Below are 18,060 nucleotides of genomic sequence, written 5' to 3'. Positions count from 1 at the left end.
CGTTTTTGTCGGGTGCGCATTCATGCGCACCTGGATGCAGGCCGCAAAAAAACATTTCCGCACAAAGATATCTGACAGATGTGCTAGCATGGATTAAGAGATTGACTGGCGCATTTTTCTTCGAGTAATCAATGCGCGCTGCTGGATTCGTGCATGACTCTTGAGATAGTAACCTCGCAGGATAATCCGCAAAAAAAGTGGCTCAGCGCCCTGCTGCTTTGCGCGCTGGCATTTTTACTGACGCTGTTCTGTCTGGAACTGATTGTCGTCAGCGGCCGCATTTCCCCGCTCTGGTACTCCACCGCGTTAATGACCGTCGTGGTGTTCCGCGCACCCTCGCGACAGGTACCGCTGCTGCTGGCCAGCTGCGTGCTCGGCACGGCGCTGGCCAATCTGCTGGTGATCGGCCCGGCCCTGAGCAATGTCAAATTCGCCATCCTTAATATGGTGCAGGCCATCCTCGGCGGGCTGATGCTGCGCGCACTGCTCGACCGCAAAGCCCCGCTCAACTCACTGGCCGACTGGATACGCTTTGCGCTGGCTGCGGGCCTGATCGCGCCGCTGCTGGGCGGCGTGGTGGCGCTATGGATGCTGCACGTCGACGGCCACGCCTCGCTGCCGTTTTTCTCCACCTGGGTGATCTCTGAAGTGATTGGCGTGCTGGCCTTCGGTCCGGTGCTGCTGCTGTGGCCTGATAAACCGCTGCGCCAGCTGATCACGCCGGAACGTCAGCTGGAGACGCTGCTCACGCTGATCGTCACGCTGCTGGCCAGCTATCTGGCGCTGCGCTTCCTGCCGTGGCCGTTTACCTTTATCGTGGTGATTCTGTTCTGGTGCGCGGTGCGCCTGCCCAAATTCGAAGCCTTTCTGCTGTTTTTCCTCAACGCCAGCTTTATCTCGCTGCTGCTGGCGCTCGACTGGGTCAACCTGGCGCGCAACGATCTGCTGCTCGGCCAGGTCAGCACCTGGCTGCCGTTTCTGCTGGTGCTGCTGCCGAGCCACGTAATGTCGCTGGTGATGGATGCCTTCCAGCGTGAAAAGCACCACATCAGCGAAAGCGAAACCCGCTTCCGTAACGCCATGGAGTATTCCGCCATCGGCATGGCGCTGGTATCACCGGAAGGCGGCTGGCAGCAGGTCAACCAGTCGCTGTGCCGCACGCTGGGCTTCGCGGCGGAAGAGCTGAAAAAACTCACCTTCCAGCAGATCACCCATCCGGACGATCTCAACAGCGACCTGCAGCAGCTGGAGCGGCTGATCGCCGGTGAGATCCTGACCTATACCCTGGAAAAGCGCTATTTCCGCAAAGATGGCGAGATCGTCTGGGCGCGCCTCACGGTCTCGATGGTGCGTGATGCGCGGCTGCAACCGCTCTACTTTATCGCGCAGATTGTGGATATCTCCGAGCTGAAGCAGAGCGAGCAGGTCAACCAGCGGCTGATGGAGCGCATCACGCTGGCCAACGAAGCGGGCGGCATCGGCGTGTGGGAGTGGAACCTGCTAAACGGCGAGATGTTATGGGACAAGCGCATGTACGAGTTATTTGCGCTGGAGCCGCACCGGGTGCCGAGCTACGACCTGTGGCTGCATCTGGTCGATGTTCAGGAACGCGAAGCGGCCGCGCTCATCATTCAGCAGGCGATTGAGCGCCGCAGCGCCTTCCAGCTGGAGTACCGCATCAATCTGCCGCAGGGCGTGCGCTACGTGCGCTCCGAGGCCAATAGCATCATCAGTAAGGACGGGCAGATCGAACGCATGCTCGGCATTTGCCAGGACATTACTTCGCTGCGCACGCTGAATGAAGCGCTGTTCCAGGAGAAGGAACGCATGGCCATCACCCTCGACTCGATCGGTGAAGCGGTGATTTGTACTGACGATGAGATGCGGGTGACCTTCATGAATCCGGTGGCCGAGACGCTGAGCGGCTGGCCGCAGGCGAAAGCGGCTGGCGTGGCGCTGAGCGAACTGCTGACGATTACGCGTGGCGCGCAGGGGCCGCGCGTGGAGAATCTGTTGCTATGCAGCCTGCCCGCCAGCAAAACCACACCGGACCTGGAAGAGGAGCTGGTGTTGCATACCCCGGATGGTGCCCAGGTCGAGATTCACTACAGCATCACGCCGCTGAAAACCCTGACCGGCAGCGACATTGGTGCCGTAATGGTCATTCATGACGTCAGCGAGTCGCGCCGCATGATGAAACGCCTGAGCTACAGCGCCTCCCACGATATGCTGACGCGCCTGCCGAACCGTCACAGCTTTGAACAGCAGCTGAAGCGACTGGTAAATGACGCCGCCGCGCATCACAGTGAGCACGTGCTGGTGTTTATCGATCTGGATAAGTTTAAAGCGGTCAACGATACCGCCGGCCATGCCGCTGGCGATGCGCTGCTGCGCGCACTGGCCGATCTCATGCAGCAGCACCTGCGCAATAGCGATGTGCTGGCGCGCCTCGGCGGTGACGAATTTGGCCTGCTGCTGCCCTACAGCAATGTTGACCAGGTGCGCGAGGTAGTGCAGGGCATCGTCAGCGCGGTGCATGACTTTACCTTTATCTGGCAGGACCGGCCGTATCACGTCGGTGCCAGCGCCGGTATCACGCAAATCGATCAGCATAACTGCATCAGCAATGTGGTGATGTCGCAGGCCGATGTCGCCTGTTACAGCGCCAAACACGCCGGGCGCGGCCAGTATCAGGTTTACCAGGAAGTTCAGGGATAAACTGCGGCGCTGCCCATTGCCAGCCCGCGTTGGCTGCGCTAAAGTCGCCCCCTTTTTTCTGGCATGGGGGATATAATGTTTATCGGATTCGACTACGGCACGGCTAACTGTTCCATCGCGGTAACGGATAGCGGCACACCGCGGTTACTGACACTGGAAAACGGTCAGCGCCTGCTTCCCTCCATGATTTGCGCGCCCACGCGCGAAGCCATCAGTGAATGGCTGCACCGCCACCATCAAATCCCCACGCCAGACAGCGAAAGCACCGCGCTGCTGCAGCGCGCGTTGCGTTATAACCGCGAAGAGGATATCGAGGTAACGCCTGCCAGCGTGCAGTTTGGTCTGACCGCGCTGCAGCACTATATGGTCGATCCGGAAGAGGTGTGGTTCGTCAAATCACCGAAGTCGTTCCTCGGTGCCAGCGGCCTGAAACCCCAGCAGATCGCCTTCTTTGAAGATCTGGTGTGCGCCATGATGCTGCACATTCGCCAGCAGGGCGAAACCCAGCTCGATCAACCGATTGACCAGGCGGTGATTGGCCGGCCAATCAATTTCCAGGGGCTGGGCGGTGACGACGCCAACCAGCAGGCGCAGGGCATTCTGCTGCGTGCCGCACAGCGTGCCGGGTTCCGCGACGTCGAGTTTCAGTTCGAGCCGGTTGCCGCCGGTCTGGAGTTTGAAGCCACGCTGCAGCAGGAGACACGCGTGCTGGTGGTGGATATCGGTGGCGGAACCACCGACTGCTCCATGCTGCTGATGGGGCCGCAGTGGCGTAATCAGTCCGATCGCCGTGCCAGCCTGCTTGGCCACAGCGGCTGCCGCGTCGGCGGTAACGATCTCGATATTATGCTGGCGTTCAAAACGCTGATGCCGCTGCTGGGTCTGGGCGGTAACACGCTGAAGGGCACTGCCCTGCCCGCCCTGCCGTGGTGGAACGCGGTGGCAATTAACGATGTGCCGGCACAAAGCGACTTCTACTCAGCCGCCAGCGGTAAGTTGCTGCGCGATCTGGTGCGTGATGCCGAACAGGGCGATAAAGTCGCGCATCTGCTGAAAGTTTGGCAGCAGAAGCTGAGCTACCGGCTGGTGCGCGCGGCGGAAGAGAGCAAGATTGCGCTCTCCGAGGAGCGCGAGACCGCAGCCTCGCTGGCGTTTATTGCGCAAACGCTGCAGGCGGAGATCAGCGCCGCGCAGCTGGAAGAAGCGATTAACCAGCCGCTGGCGCGCATTCTTGAGCAGGTGCAGCTGGCGCTGGCCAGTTGTGACACCCGTCCGGAGGTGATTTACCTCACCGGCGGCAGTGCCCGTTCGCCGATCCTGCGCGCCGCGCTGCAGCAGGCGCTGCCCGACACGCCCATCGCCAGCGGCGATGATTTCGGTTCGGTCACCGCCGGCCTGGCGCGCTGGGCGGAAGTGATGTTCAGATAATTCCCTCTCCCGCTTGCGGGAGAGGGTTAGGGTGAGGGCCAGACAGCTCCGTGCGATTTTCCCCTCACCCAGCCCTCTCCCAAAGGGAGAGGGAAAAGTCACACATTCTGCCAGATTAGAAATTCACGTTCGCACTGATCCCACCCACAAACGCATCTTTCACTTCGCTCACCGCACCCGGTGCCACCACGTATTGCAGGTTTGGACGCAGCTGCAGCCATTTGGTCAGCTGCGCATTGTAATAAACCTCGTAGTTGTACTCGGAACCATCCTGAATCGGCAGATAAGTTGGGCTGTCGAAATCAGTTTCGCCGTTGGCATCGTTTTGCTGACGCAGCGAACGGGTATACGCGCTGTTGACGTGAATACGCGCCGCGCCGACGCCAATCTCATCCTGCGGACGCGCATCAAACGGCCCTTTCCAGGTAAAGCTGATCGACTGATAGTTGTCGGTTTTCGAGGTTTTGTGATCGTTCATCACCGCCTGCACCGTCACGCCCAGACCCCGGCTGGCATCGCCGCCCTGTGCGGTCAGCTGCTGCTGTAACAGCACGTAGCCGCCGTAGGCGTGGTCCTTGCTCTGATAAGCGCCATCGCGCCAGCTGCCGTAGTTATCGCCGTTGGCCGACGAGTAGTAGTAACCAATGCGGTAGTTACCCGGCAGGTTGGCCGGCCCGAAGGTCGGTTTCCAGCCCAGTTCCACCGGCACCAGGTTGCCTTCGGAGTTGCTGGTATCCAGACGGAAACCGTCACCGCGATCGTAGTTGGCACTGTTCTGGTTGTAGAAGCCCACCTGGAAGAACACTTCCGGCGTGAAGTTAACCTTCACGCGGCCGCCCCACTGGGAAACCGGCCAGTTAAACCAGCGGTCGCCGCGCCAGTTACCCGCCTGGCCGCTGCCGAATGCGAGGTTCTGGAACTTGCTGTCGAAGTTGTCGAAATCTTCCCCGACGGTGACGCGACCGGCTTTCAGGTTGACGGTGTTATCAAACAGTCCTTTGCTGAGCCAGAACTGCGTCAGACGCCAGGTCTGGCCACGTCCGTACACTTCCTGCACCGATGACAGCATGCCGGTACGGCGGTCTGCCACCTGATCGGAGATATTGCGACCGTTACGGTCGGTAATGGTCATCTGGAACTGCGCATCCTGCCAGTCGAGCAGTTTTTGCAGGTCAAGATTCAGGCCAAACGCCCACTGATCGCTGTAGCGCATCGAGGTGTTGGTATCGGCACCGCCGCCCAGGTTCGAGGCACTCTCCATGGTGTAGTTAACGTCGAACTTCACGCCGTCGTTTTCCAGCTGCGTTCGGTTACCGCCCCAGTCGCCAAACATGTAGGGGGAATCGTAGCTGAACGCATCGGCTGCCACCGCCGACGCACTCAACATGGCAAACATCAGGGTGCCCGCTGCCAGGCGAGGCATATGCTGCACTGCTTTTTTTCTGTTCATGATGATTATTCTTCTGTGAATTTCCGGAGAGGAACGGGCAGAGAATAATGCTGAGGTTATGTCAGTTTTTGCAAATCTGTGCGCAGTGAGTGCAAAGGTGACAGTGACTTAACGCAATTGTGACAGCGATCGATGAATGGATATGTTCTGGAGGAAAAAGGCATTTTTTGCGTGGCGAAAAAATTATTACGTGACGGGACGCCGCAGCGTCCCGCTTCGCGTTACGGCTTGCTGGCGCTGGCCAGTTCTTCAATCTCCTGCTTGCTGAGCTCCAGCTCGGTAGCTTTCACCAGCTCATCCAGCTGCTGCAGCGAGGTGGCACTGACAATCGGTGCCGTGATGCTCGGTCGCGCAATCTGCCACGCCAGCGCCACCTGGGTAGCAGAGGCGTCGTGCGAGGCCGCGACATCTTCCAGCGCTTCAATGATGCGCTTACCGCGATCGTTGAGGTATTTTTCTACAATGCCCTGGCCGCGCGCGCTTTTGCTGGCGTCTTCCGGCTTTTTGTATTTCCCGCTCAGGAAACCGCTGGCCAGCGAGTAGTAGTTAATCACGCCGAGACCGTTTTTCACCGCCACCTGCTCCAGTCCGCTTTCATACTCCTGGCGATCGTACAGGTTGTACTCCGGCTGCAGGGTTTCATAGCGCGCCAGTCCCTCCTGCTTACTGATGTCGAGCGCTTCCTGCAGGCGCTGCGCGCTGTAGTTGGACGCACCGATTGCCCGCACTTTCCCCTCTTTGATCAGCGAGTCGAAGGCTTTCAGCGTCTCCACCAGCGGCGTGCTGTCGTCATCACGGTGCGCCTGGTAGAGATCGATGACATCCGTCCGCAGGCGGCGCAGCGAATCTTCCACGGCCTGGCGGATATAGGCCGGTTTCAGCCCGGTTTTCTCCGGCGTCAGCTCCATGCCTACCTTGGTGGCGAGCACGATACTGTCGCGCTTACCGCTTTTTTTCAGCCATTTACCGATGATGGTTTCCGATTCACCGCCGGCGTTGCCCGGCGCCCAGCGTGAGTAAACGTCTGCGGTATCAATGAAGAACAGCCCCTTTTCCACCAGCGCGTCGAGCAGTGAAAACGAGGTTTTTTCATCGACGGTCCAGCCAAAAACGTTGCCGCCAAACGTCAGCAGCGGCACGCTGATACCGCTGTCGCCCAGCTGACGGGTTTTGTGTTGACGCATGTGATCCTCCTTAGTGAAACGAGACTGGTCTGTCATTCAGCTTAGCAAAGGAAAAAGTCACGCTTATGCGTATTGCTGCCAAAATATTTACTGAATATGAATACTTAGCGTGCCCGGGGCGATATTCTTAATTCCTTCAATTTTTGCCCGGCCCGGGCGACTACAATCATTTCGTTTGCGCCGCGGTTCGTTTGCGCGCGCATGTGGGGAAAACGAAACCGCCGGAGAGCACACAGAGCAATGAATAAACGATTAAAAACAGGCCTGATTAGCGTGGTGGTACTGGCTGCGCTGGCGGGCGCTTACTACTGGTGGCAGCATCCGGCCGAGCCAGCACAGGCTAACCAGGCTGATGGCCAGCCGCATCACGGACGCGGTGGCAACAACAGCGGCGGACGCCGTCCGCTGGCACCGGTGCAGGCCGCAACCGCGACCACCGAAAGCGTGCCCTATTACCTCAGCGGACTCGGCACCGTCACCGCGGCCAACACCGTTACGGTGCGCAGCCGGGTCGATGGCCAGCTGATGGCGCTGCACTTCACGGAAGGTCAGCAGGTGGAGGCCGGCGCGCTGCTGGCAGAAATCGATCCCCGCCCATGGCAGGTAGCGCTCACCCAGGCGCAGGGCCAGCTGGCCAAAGATCAGGCGACGCTGGCTAACGCGCGCCGCGACCTCAGCCGTTATGAAAAGCTGGCGAAAACCTCGCTGGTGTCGCAGCAGGAGCTGGATACCCAGCGCTCGCTGGTCAGTGAAACCCTCGGCACCATCAAAGCCGACGAAGGCAATGTTGCCAGCGCGCAGCTCAATCTGACCTACAGCCGCATCACCGCGCCGATTGCCGGACGCGTCGGGCTGAAGCAGGTGGATGTCGGCAACTACATTACCGCCGGCGATACCAATGGTCTGGTGGTGATCACCCAGACGCACCCGATTGACGTGGTGTTCAGCGTTGCCGAGAACAACATCAGCCAGATCCTGAAAGCCCAGAAAAGCGGCCAGCCGCTGCCGGTTGAAGCCTGGGATCGCAGCAATAAAACCCTGCTGACCACGGGTGCGCTGCTGAGCATTGATAACCAGATCGATGTCACCACCGGCACCATTAAACTCAAGGCGCGCTTCAGCAATCAGGACGACGCCCTGTTTCCCAATCAGTTTGTTAATGCCCGGCTGAAGGTGGATACGCTGCAAAACGCGGTGGTGATCCCGACTGCCGCGCTGCAGATGAGCAACGACGGCCACTTTGTCTGGGTGGTGAACAGCGATAACAAAGTGAGCAAGAAACGCGTCACCGCCGGGCTGCAGGATAGCCAGAAAGTGGTGATTGATGCCGGGCTGCAGGCCGGTCAGCGCGTGGTCACCGACGGTCTCGACCGCCTGACCGAAGGCGCCACGGTGGAAATTGTCGCCGCACAGAGTACCGCCACGCACAGCACGCGCGCGGCGCAACCGGCTCGCGGAGAACGTCAATAATGCAGGTGATGCCTCCCGACGCCAGCGGCGGCCCGTCACGCCAGTTTATTCTGCGCCCGGTGGCCACCACGCTGCTGATGATCGCGATTTTGCTGGCCGGCGTGCTGGGCTATCGCTTCCTGCCAGTTTCCGCGCTGCCGGAAGTCGATTACCCGACCATTCAGGTCGTCACGCTCTATCCCGGCGCCAGCCCGGATGTGGTGACCTCGTCGATTACCGCGCCGCTTGAGCGCCAGTTCGGGCAGATGTCCGGTCTGAAGCAAATGGCGTCGCAAAGCTCCGGCGGTGCCTCGGTGATTACGCTGCAGTTCCAGCTGACGCTGGCGCTCGACGTTGCCGAACAGGAAGTGCAGGCGGCGATCAACTCTGCCACTAACCTGCTGCCTAACGATCTGCCGAATCCGCCGGTGTACAGCAAAGTCAATCCGGCCGATCCGCCAATCATGACGCTGGCCGTTACCACTACCAGCATGCCGCTGACGCAGGTGCAGGACATGGTGGAGACGCGGGTGGCGCAGAAGATTTCCCAGGTCTCCGGCGTCGGTCTGGTCACGCTCTCCGGCGGCCAGCGTCCGGCGGTGCGGGTGAAGATGAACGCACAGGCGCTGGCGGCCCTCGGCCTCACCAGCGAGACGGTGCGTACCGCCATCAGCAACGCCAACGTCAACTCGGCGAAAGGCAGTCTTGATGGCCCAACGCGCTCCATCACGCTGTCGGCCAATGACCAGATGACCTCCGCGGAGGATTACCGCAAGCTGATCGTCAGCTACAGCAACGGCGCGCCGGTGCGGCTGGGCGACGTCGCCACGGTTGAACAGGGCGCAGAAAACAGCTGGCTGGGCGCCTGGGCCAACCGTCAGCCGGCGATTGTGCTGAACGTGCAGCGCCAGCCGGGCGCCAATATTATCGCTACCGCTGACAGCATCCGCGCGCTGCTGCCGTCGCTGACCGCCACGCTGCCGAAGTCGGTTGACGTCAAACTGCTCACCGATCGCACTACCAACATTCGCGCCTCAGTAGCGGATACTCAGCATGAGCTGATGCTGGCCATCGGGCTGGTGGTGATGATCATCTATCTGTTTCTGCGGAATGTCCCGGCCACCATTATTCCGGCGGTCGCGGTGCCGCTGTCGCTGGTCGGCACCTTTGCCGCCATGTATTTCCTTGGCTTTTCGATCAATAACCTGACGCTGATGGCGCTGACCATCGCCACCGGCTTTGTGGTCGATGACGCCATCGTGGTAATCGAGAACATCTCGCGCTACATCGAAAAAGGCGAAAAGCCGATGACCGCCGCGCTGAAAGGTGCCGGTGAGATTGGCTTCACCATTATCTCCCTTACCTTCTCGCTGATCGCGGTGCTGATTCCGCTGCTGTTCATGGGCGACGTGATTGGCCGTTTGTTCCGCGAGTTCGCCGTGACGCTGGCGGTGGCGATTCTGATCTCGGCGGTGGTCTCGCTGACGCTGACGCCGATGATGTGCGCGCGCATGCTGAGCGCCGAATCGCTGCGCAGGCAGAACCGTTTCTCCCGCGCCAGCGAGGCGATGTTCGATAAGGTGATTGCCGGCTATGGCCGCTGGCTGACGCGCGTGCTGCGCCATCCGTGGCTGACGCTGTCGGTGGCGCTTGGCACGCTGCTGCTGACGGTGCTGCTGTGGGTGGTGATTCCGAAGGGCTTCTTCCCGCAGCAGGACAACGGCATCATTCAGGGCACGCTGCAGGCGCCGCAGTCGGTCTCTTACGCCAGTATGGCGCAGCGCACCCGCGACGTGGCGTCGATCATTATGAAAGATCCGGCGGTGCAGAGCCTGACCTCGTTCGTAGGCGTGGATGGCACCAACGCGGCGCTTAACAGCGCGCGGCTGCAAATCAACCTGAAACCGCTGGACCAGCGTGATGATCGTATTCCGGCAGTGCAGCAGCGGCTGCAGCAGGCGATTGATCGCCTGCCCGGCGTGTCGCTGTGGCTGCAGCCGGTACAGGACCTGACCATTGATACCCAGGCGAGCCGCACGCCGTACCAGTTTACCCTGCAGTCAGGTTCGCTGGAGTCGCTGGGCAGCTGGGTGCCGAAACTGCTGGCACAGCTCGATACCTTGCCACAGCTGCGCAATGTCAGCAGCGACTGGCAGGATCAGGGGCTGGAAGCCTTTGTGCGCATCGATCGCGACAGCGCCAGCCGGCTCGGCATCAGCATGGCGGACATTGATAACGCGCTGTACAACGCCTTTGGCCAGCGCCTGATCTCAACGATTTACACCCAGGCCAACCAGTATCGCGTGGTGCTGGAGCAGGACAACACGCAAACCCCCGGTCTCGCCAGCCTCGACGCGATTCGCCTGAACAGCAGCGACGGCGGCAGCGTGCCGCTCAGCGCCATCGCGCAAGTCGAAGAGCGCCACGCTGCGCTGAGCATTAATCATCTCGACCAGTTCCCGTCGGCCACCTTCTCGTTTGACGTAGCGCACGGCTACTCGCTCGGCGATGCGCTGCAGGCGATCACCACGGCGGAAGATCAGGTCGGCATGCCGGCAGAGATGATGACGCAGTTCCAGGGCAGCACGCTGGCGTTTGAAGCGGCGCTGACCAGCACCATCTGGCTGATCGTCGCGGCGGTAGTGGCGATGTATATCGTGCTCGGCGTGTTGTATGAGAGCTTCATCCACCCGATTACCATTCTGTCGACGCTGCCCACCGCCGGCGTTGGCGCGCTGCTGGCGCTGATGCTGAGCGGCAACGAGCTGGATATCATCGCCATCATCGGCATCATTTTGCTGATCGGCATCGTGAAGAAGAACGCCATCATGATGATCGACTTCGCGCTGGCCGCCGAGCGTGAACAGGGCATGGCACCGCGTGAGGCGATCTATCAGGCCTGTCTGCTGCGCTTCCGGCCGATTCTGATGACCACGCTGGCGGCGCTGCTTGGCGCGCTGCCGCTGATGCTCAGCACCGGCGTCGGCGCGGAGCTGCGTCGTCCGCTCGGCATCGCCATGGTCGGTGGCCTGGTATTGAGCCAGGTGCTGACGCTGTTTACCACTCCGGTGATCTATCTGCTGTTTGATCGCCTTGCTCATGCCACGCGCCGGCGTCTGAAAGGCACGGAGGCGCAGTCGTGAAGTTTTTCGCCCTGTTTATCCATCGGCCGGTTGCCACCACACTGCTGACGCTGGCGATTGCGCTGGCGGGCATTCTCGGCTTCCGTCTGCTGCCGGTGGCGCCGCTGCCGCAGCTGGATTTCCCGGTGATTCTGATCTCGGCCTCGCTGCCCGGCGCGTCGCCGGAAACCATGGCAGCCTCGGTCGCCACGCCGCTGGAGCGCTCGCTGGGGCGCATTGCCGGCGTCAGTGAAATGACCTCCACCAGCTCGCTGGGCAGCACGCGCATCATCCTGGTGTTTGATTTCGACCGCGACATCAACGGCGCGGCGCGCGACGTGCAGGCGGCGATCAATGCCGCCCAGAGCCTGCTACCGACCGGCATGCCCAATCGTCCAACCTACCGCAAAGCCAACCCGTCTGATGCGCCGATCATGATCCTCACCATGACCTCGGACATTTATAATCCCGGTCAGCTGTATGATTACGCGTCGACGCAACTGGCACAGAAGCTGTCGCAGATTGATGGCGTCGGTGATGTCACGGTAGGCGGCAGTTCGCTGCCGGCGGTGCGCGTCGACCTCAATCCGCAGGCGCTGTTTAATCAGGGCGTGTCGCTGGATGCGGTGCGCACCGCCATCAGCAACGCCAACCAGCGCCGTCCGCAGGGCGCCATCGACGATACCCAGCAGCGCTGGCAGGTACGGACCAACGATGAGCTGCAAACCGCCAGCGTCTACCAGCCGCTGGTGGTGCACTACAACAACGGCGCGGCGGTACGGCTGAGCGATGTGGCGAACGTGCAGGATTCGGTACAGGACGTGCGCAACGCCGGGATGACCAACGGTAAACCAGCGGTGCTGCTGGTGGTGCGCAAGTCGCCGGACGCCAACATCATTGATACCGTCGACCGCATCCGGGCAGAAATGCCGGAGCTGCATGAGGTGATCCCGGCAGCTATCGACCTGCAAATCGCCCAGGACCGTTCGCCCACCATCCGCGCCTCGCTGCATGAAGTGGAGCAGTCGCTGGTGATCGCCGTGGCGCTGGTGATTCTGGTGGTGTTTTTCTTCCTGCGCGACGGCCGCGCCACGCTGATTCCGGCGGCGGCGGTACCGGTATCGCTGATTGGTACCTTCGCCGCCATGTACCTGTGCGGTTTCAGCCTGAATAACCTGTCGCTGATGGCGCTGACCATCGCCACCGGCTTTGTGGTGGATGACGCCATTGTGGTGCTGGAGAACATCGCGCGTCACGTCGAAGCTGGGATGAAGCCGCTGCAGGCGGCACTGACCGGGGTGCGCGAGGTGGGCTTTACCGTGCTGTCGATGAGCCTGTCGCTGATTGCGGTGTTCCTGCCGCTGTTGATGATTGGCGGTATTATTGGCCGCTTCTTCTCGGAGTTTGCCATCACGCTGTCGGTGGCGATTCTCATCTCGCTGTTTATCTCCATTACCCTGACGCCGATGATGTGCGCGTATCTGCTGAAACCGCAGGCGAAGCGCAGCCAGCCGCGTACGCGCGGATTTGGCCGCGTGCTGCTGGCGGTGCAGCAGGGCTATGCGCGCTCGCTGGGCTGGGTGCTGAACCACGCGATCTGGGTGCTGTTGCTGCTGCTCGGCACCGTCGGGCTGACCATCTGGCTGTTTATCGCCATCCCGAAAACCTTTATGCCCGAGCAGGATACCGGCCGTCTCAACGGCTTTATCTCCGCCGATCAGAGCATTTCGTTTCAGGCGATGCGCGGCAAGCTGCAGGATTTCATGAACATCATCAAGGCTGACCCGGCGGTCGATAACGTCACCGGCTTCACCGGCGGCTCGCGCACCAACAGCGGCTCGATGTTTGTGTCACTCAAGCCGCTGTCAGAACGCAGCGAAAGCGCGCAGGAAGTGATCGCCCGCCTGCGCGTGAAGCTGGCGAAAGAACCGGGTGCCAACCTGTACCTCAATGCGGTGCAGGATATTCGCGTCGGCGGACGCGAATCGAACGCCAGCTACCAGTACAGCCTGCTGTCGGATAACCTCGCCGATTTACGTGAGTGGGAGCCGAAAATCCGCCAGGCGTTCGCCGCGCTGCCAGAGCTGGCCGATGTGAACTCGGATCAGCAGGACAACGGCAGCGAAATGGCGCTGACTTACGATCGCGAAAGCATGGCGCGCCTCGGCATCGACGTGTCGGCGGCCAATGCGCTGCTGAATAACGCCTTCGGCCAGCGGCAAATCTCCACCATCTACCAGCCGCTGAATCAGTACAAAGTGGTGATGGAGGTGGATCCGCGCTATACCCAGGATGTCAGCGCGCTGGATCAGATGTTCGTGATCAACAGTGACGGCAAAGCGATTCCGCTGAGCTGGTTTGCCAAATGGCAGCCGGCCAACGCGCCGCTGTCGGTCAACCATCAGGGGCTGTCGGCGGCCTCGACCATCTCGTTTAACCTGCCGGAAGGGGTCTCGCTGTCGCAGGCGTCAGAGGCCATTGACCGCACCATCACGGCGATTGGCGTGCCGTCCAGCGTGCGCGGCAGCTTCGCCGGCACCGCGCAGGTATTTCAGGATTCGCAGTCGAACCAGCTGTGGCTGATGCTGGCGGCGATTGCTGCGGTGTATATCGTGCTCGGCATTCTGTATGAGAGCTACGTGCATCCTCTGACGATTCTCTCTACCCTGCCCTCGGCGGGCGTCGGCGCGCTGCTGGCGCTGCAGCTGTTTAATACGCCGTTCAGCCTGATTGCGCTGATCGGCATCCTGCTGCTGATCGGTATCGTGAAAAAGAACGCCATCATGATGGTGGATTTCGCGCTGGAGGCGGAACGCAACGGCAACCTGTCGGCGCGCGACGCCATTTTCCAGGCGTGCCAGCTGCGTTTCCGCCCGATTCTGATGACCACGCTGGCGGCGCTGTTTGGTGCGCTGCCGCTGGTGCTGACCAGCGGGGACGGCGCGGAGCTGCGCCAGCCGCTGGGCATCACCATTGCCGGTGGGCTGGTTATGAGCCAGCTGCTGACGCTGTACACCACACCGGTGGTGTACCTGATGATGGATAAACTGCGCCGTCGGAAAAAGCAGCCGCGGTTGATAACGGAACCATAACGCCATACCTGCACTAAGCGTAGCGGCGCAATTCAACGCGCGATAAATCGCGCCGCTACGCGACCTGCGGCTGATGAAACTGTTAATACGGGATGACCATGAACGCACAAACCGCCACCGTCCGCTGGCAACTGTGGATTGTGGCCTTCGGCTTTTTTATGCAGACGCTGGATACCACGATTGTGAACACCGCGATTCCGGCGATGGCCCACGATCTCAACGTCAGCCCGCTGCATATGCACTCGGTGATTGTCTCCTACGTGCTCACCGTGGCGGTCACGCTGCCGCTCAGCGGCTGGCTGGCGGACCGCTTTGGCGTGCGCAACATCTTCTTCTGCGCCATCGTGCTGTTTAGCCTCGGTTCGCTGCTGTGTGCCTTCGCCACGTCTCTCGACCAGCTGGTGATGGCGCGCGTGGTCCAGGGCATTGGCGGCGCGATGATGGTGCCGGTCGGCCGGCTGACGGTGATGAAGATCGTGCCGCGTGAGCAGTACATGTCGGCCATGACCTTTGTCACCCTGCCCGGCCAGATTGGCCCGCTGCTCGGTCCGGCGCTGGGCGGAATTCTGGTGGAGTATGCCAGCTGGCACTGGATCTTCCTGATCAACATTCCGGTCGGCATCATCGGTGCCATTGCCACGCTGCTGCTGATGCCGAACTACACCATGCAGACGCGACGCTTTGACTTCCTTGGTTTTGTGCTGCTGGCGGTGGGCATGGCTACGCTGACGCTGGCACTCGACGGCCAGCGCAGCGCCGGCGGCTCACCGCTGCTGCTGTGCCTGCTGATTCTGCTGGGGGTATTTTCCCTGCTGTTCTACCTGATGCACGGCCGCAACAACGATAACGCACTGTTTAGCCTGAAGCTGTTTGATAACCGCATTTACGCCATCGGCCTGCTCGGCAGCTTCACTGGCCGCATCGGCAGCGGCATGCTGCCGTTTATGACGCCGATTTTTCTGCAGGTGGGTCTCGGCTTTAGCCCGTTCCACGCCGGTCTGATGATGATCCCGATGGTGCTGGGCAACATGGGCATCAAACGCGTGGTGGTGCGCATCGTAAATCTGTTTGGCTATCGTAACGCGCTGGTGGGCGGCACGCTGGCGCTGGCGCTGGTGGTGCTGCTGTTTCCCGTGGTGGCGCTGCTCGGCTGGATCTGGCTGCTGCCCGTGGTGCTGCTGTTGCAGGGCATGGTCAATGCCATCCGCTTTTCGTCCATGAATACCCTGACGCTGAAAGAACTGCCGGACGAGCTGGCCTCGAGCGGCAACAGCTTGCTGTCGATGATCATGCAGCTGTCGATGAGTATCGGCGTCACCGTGGCCGGTCTGCTGCTCGGCGCTTTCGGCCATGGCGCGGTGAGCGACAGCGCCGCGACCCATCAAACCTTTATGTACACCTATTTGTGCATGGCGCTGGTGATTGCGCTGCCGGCGCTGGTGTTCTGGCGCGTACCCGCCGATGTGAGTAAAAACGTGGACCTGAGAGGCAGGAGAAAAGGATGAAGCAGCCGGTAAAACTCGGCATCAGCGCCAAACTATTTATGGCGATTTTTTCCACCTGCATGCTGGTGATCATCACCATGCACTGGGGCGTGCGCCTCAGCTTTGAGCATGGCTTTGTCGATTACATCAAAAAGGGCAACGAGCAGCGCCTGACGCTGCTGAGCGATGCGCTGGCCGATCAATACGAACAGCACGGGAGCTGGGATTTTTTACGTAACAACGACCGGCTGATTTTCACCATTCTGCGCTCGCTGGAACAGAATCCCGGCAGCGGCACTCAGCTGCCGCCGCACGGCTGGCGCACCCAGTTCTGGATTATCGATCAGCAGTACAAAATACTGTCCGGCCCGCGCTCGCCGGTGCCGCCGGAAGGCTCGCGCCGTAATATCACCACCAGCAACGGCAAGATTGTTGGCTGGGTGATTGCGTCGCCCGCCGAGCGGCTGACGCGCAGCACCGACATCAACTTTGACCATCAGCAACGTCAGACCAGCTGGCTGATTGTCGGCCTCACCACGCTGCTGGCCGCGCTGGTCACCTGGCTGCTGGCGCGCGGCCTGCTGGCGCCGGTGAAACGGCTGGTGGACGGCACCCATCAGCTGGCGGCGGGCAAATTTACCACCCGGGTGGAGGTCGGCAGCAGCGACGAAATTGGCCAGTTGGCGCGCGACTTCAACCAGCTGGCGCGCTCGCTGGAGAAAAACGAGAGCAACCGGCGCGCCTTTATGGCCGATATTTCCCATGAGCTGCGTACGCCGCTGGCGATTTTACGCGGTGAGCTGGAGGCGATGCAGGATGGCGTGCGCAAGCTGACGCCCGACGCCATCAGTTCGCTGCAGAGTGAAGTCGCGCTGCTGACCCAGCTGGTGGAAGACCTGCACCAGCTGTCGCTCTCCGACGCGGGTGCCCTCGCCTACCGCAAACAGCCGGTGGATCTGGTCAGTCTGCTGGAGGTGGTGGCGGGCAGTTTTGGCGAACGCTATCGCAGCCGGGGGTTGACGCTCAGCCTGCTGCTGCCGGCGCAGGCCAGCAGCTTTGGCGATCCGGACCGGCTGATGCAGCTGTTTACTAACCTGCTGGAAAACAGCCTGCGCTACACCGATGCCGGCGGCACGGTGCAGCTCAGTATGCAGCTCAGCGGCGAGCAGTGGCAGCTGCAGTTTGCCGACAGCGCACCGGGCGTCGAGCGTCAGCAGCAGACGCAGCTGTTTGAGCGCTTCTTCCGCGCCGAAAGCTCGCGCAATCGCGCCAGCGGCGGCTCCGGGCTCGGTCTGGCGATCTGCAAGAATATTGTTGAGGCGCATGACGGCAGCATTAATGCGGCCGACTCTGATTTAGGTGGGCTGAAAATCACGCTAAACTTGCCGTATGTTCCTCACTAGACACCCTTTATGAGCACGGAAAATAGCGATCCCCTGATTCTTGTTGTGGAAGACGAACCCAAACTGGCGCAGCTGATGATTGATTATCTGCAGGCGTCAAACTACCGCACGCATCACCTCGCCGATGGCAACGCGGTACTGAGTTACGTGCAGCAAACCCCGCCGGACCTGATGCTGCTGGATTTGATGCTGCCGGGCCGTGACGGCCTGACGCTGTGCCGGGAAATCCGCCGCTTCTCCGAGCTGCCGATTATCATGGTGACCGCACGCACGGAAGAGATCGATCGCCTGCTCGGGCTGGAGATTGGCGCTGACGACTATATCTGCAAACCCTTCAGCCCGCGTGAAGTGGTGGCACGGGTGAAAACCATTCTGCGCCGGGTGAAACGTTCGCCAGAAGAGGCGCAGCTGGCCTCGCATCTGCTGATCGACGAAGGGCGTTTCCAGGCCAGCTGGCGCGAACAGCCGCTGGAGCTGACGCCCGCCGAGTTCCGCCTGCTGAAAACCCTGGCGCTAGAGCCGGGCAAAGTGTTCTCGCGCGAGCAACTTTTGAACCATCTGTATGACGACTATCGCGTGGTCACCGATCGCACCATTGATAGCCACATCAAGAACCTGCGGCGCAAGCTGGAGAACCTTGATGCCGAACAGCCGTTTATTCGCGCCGTGTACGGCATGGGATATCGCTGGGAAGCGGATGTTGGCCGCCTGCTGTAACCGCTTAGATTGA

10 protein-coding genes are annotated in these 18,060 nt (G+C 60.9%); 8 read left to right on the top strand and 2 right to left on the bottom strand.

The window, feature by feature from the left end; genetic code table 11:
- The first annotated feature begins 153 nt into the window (after positions 1-153).
- Positions 154-2,718, top strand: coding sequence for a diguanylate cyclase (locus tag C1N56_RS07245; RefSeq protein ID WP_394517323.1), 2,565 nt, complete (start codon positions 154-156; stop codon positions 2,716-2,718).
- A gap of 75 nt (positions 2,719-2,793) precedes the next feature.
- Positions 2,794-4,146, top strand: a complete 1,353-nt coding sequence (gene yegD / locus C1N56_RS07240) for a molecular chaperone (RefSeq protein ID WP_104093114.1) — start codon at positions 2,794-2,796, stop codon at positions 4,144-4,146.
- A 115-nt stretch (positions 4,147-4,261) separates the two neighbouring features.
- Here the strand turns inward: yegD and C1N56_RS07235 are convergent, their stop codons facing one another.
- Both C1N56_RS07235 and C1N56_RS07230 read right to left on the bottom strand, forming a co-directional pair.
- Positions 4,262-5,596 (bottom strand): carbohydrate porin, encoded by a 1,335-nt coding sequence (locus C1N56_RS07235; RefSeq protein ID WP_021509317.1) that lies wholly within the window; start codon positions 5,594-5,596, stop codon positions 4,262-4,264.
- A 221-nt stretch (positions 5,597-5,817) separates the two neighbouring features.
- Entirely contained in the window at positions 5,818-6,780 is a 963-nt protein-coding gene (locus tag C1N56_RS07230; RefSeq protein WP_394517322.1) for an aldo/keto reductase, read from the bottom strand.
- A 240-nt stretch (positions 6,781-7,020) separates the two neighbouring features.
- Between C1N56_RS07230 and C1N56_RS07225 the strand changes: the two genes are divergently transcribed.
- The 6 genes from C1N56_RS07225 to baeR all read left to right on the top strand — a co-directional run bounded on the left by C1N56_RS07225 (position 7,021) and on the right by baeR (position 18,047).
- On the top strand, positions 7,021-8,250 hold the full coding sequence (locus tag C1N56_RS07225) for an MdtA/MuxA family multidrug efflux RND transporter periplasmic adaptor subunit (protein ID WP_021509315.1): 1,230 nt from the start codon (positions 7,021-7,023) through the stop codon (positions 8,248-8,250).
- Positions 8,250-11,372 carry an MdtB/MuxB family multidrug efflux RND transporter permease subunit gene (locus C1N56_RS07220; RefSeq protein ID WP_394517321.1) on the top strand — a complete coding sequence of 1,041 codons (3,123 nt, stop codon included), beginning with the start codon at positions 8,250-8,252 and terminating at the stop codon, positions 11,370-11,372. Before C1N56_RS07225 ends, C1N56_RS07220 begins: the two co-directional genes overlap by 1 nt.
- The gene (gene mdtC, locus C1N56_RS07215; protein WP_021509313.1) at positions 11,369-14,443 is read left to right on the top strand and encodes a multidrug efflux RND transporter permease subunit MdtC; all 3,075 of its coding nucleotides are present in this window, start codon (positions 11,369-11,371) and stop codon (positions 14,441-14,443) included. Before C1N56_RS07220 ends, mdtC begins: the two co-directional genes overlap by 4 nt.
- A 98-nt stretch (positions 14,444-14,541) precedes the next feature.
- On the top strand, positions 14,542-15,948 hold the full coding sequence (gene mdtD / locus C1N56_RS07210) for a multidrug transporter subunit MdtD (RefSeq protein WP_031280060.1): 1,407 nt from the start codon (positions 14,542-14,544) through the stop codon (positions 15,946-15,948).
- Positions 15,945-17,330, top strand: a complete 1,386-nt coding sequence (gene baeS, locus C1N56_RS07205; RefSeq protein ID WP_394517320.1) for an envelope stress sensor histidine kinase BaeS — start codon at positions 15,945-15,947, stop codon at positions 17,328-17,330. Before mdtD ends, baeS begins: the two co-directional genes overlap by 4 nt.
- Positions 17,331-17,339: 9 nt before the next feature.
- Positions 17,340-18,047 carry an envelope stress response regulator BaeR gene (baeR, locus tag C1N56_RS07200; RefSeq protein ID WP_031280058.1) on the top strand — a complete coding sequence of 236 codons (708 nt, stop codon included), beginning with the start codon at positions 17,340-17,342 and terminating at the stop codon, positions 18,045-18,047.
- Positions 18,048-18,060 lie beyond the last annotated feature (13 nt).

It is taken from the genome of Pantoea sp. SGAir0175, from assembly GCF_043547855.1.
The sequence above is the reverse complement of the archived record's forward strand: the minus strand, read 5'-3'. Positions and strand labels throughout refer to the sequence as shown.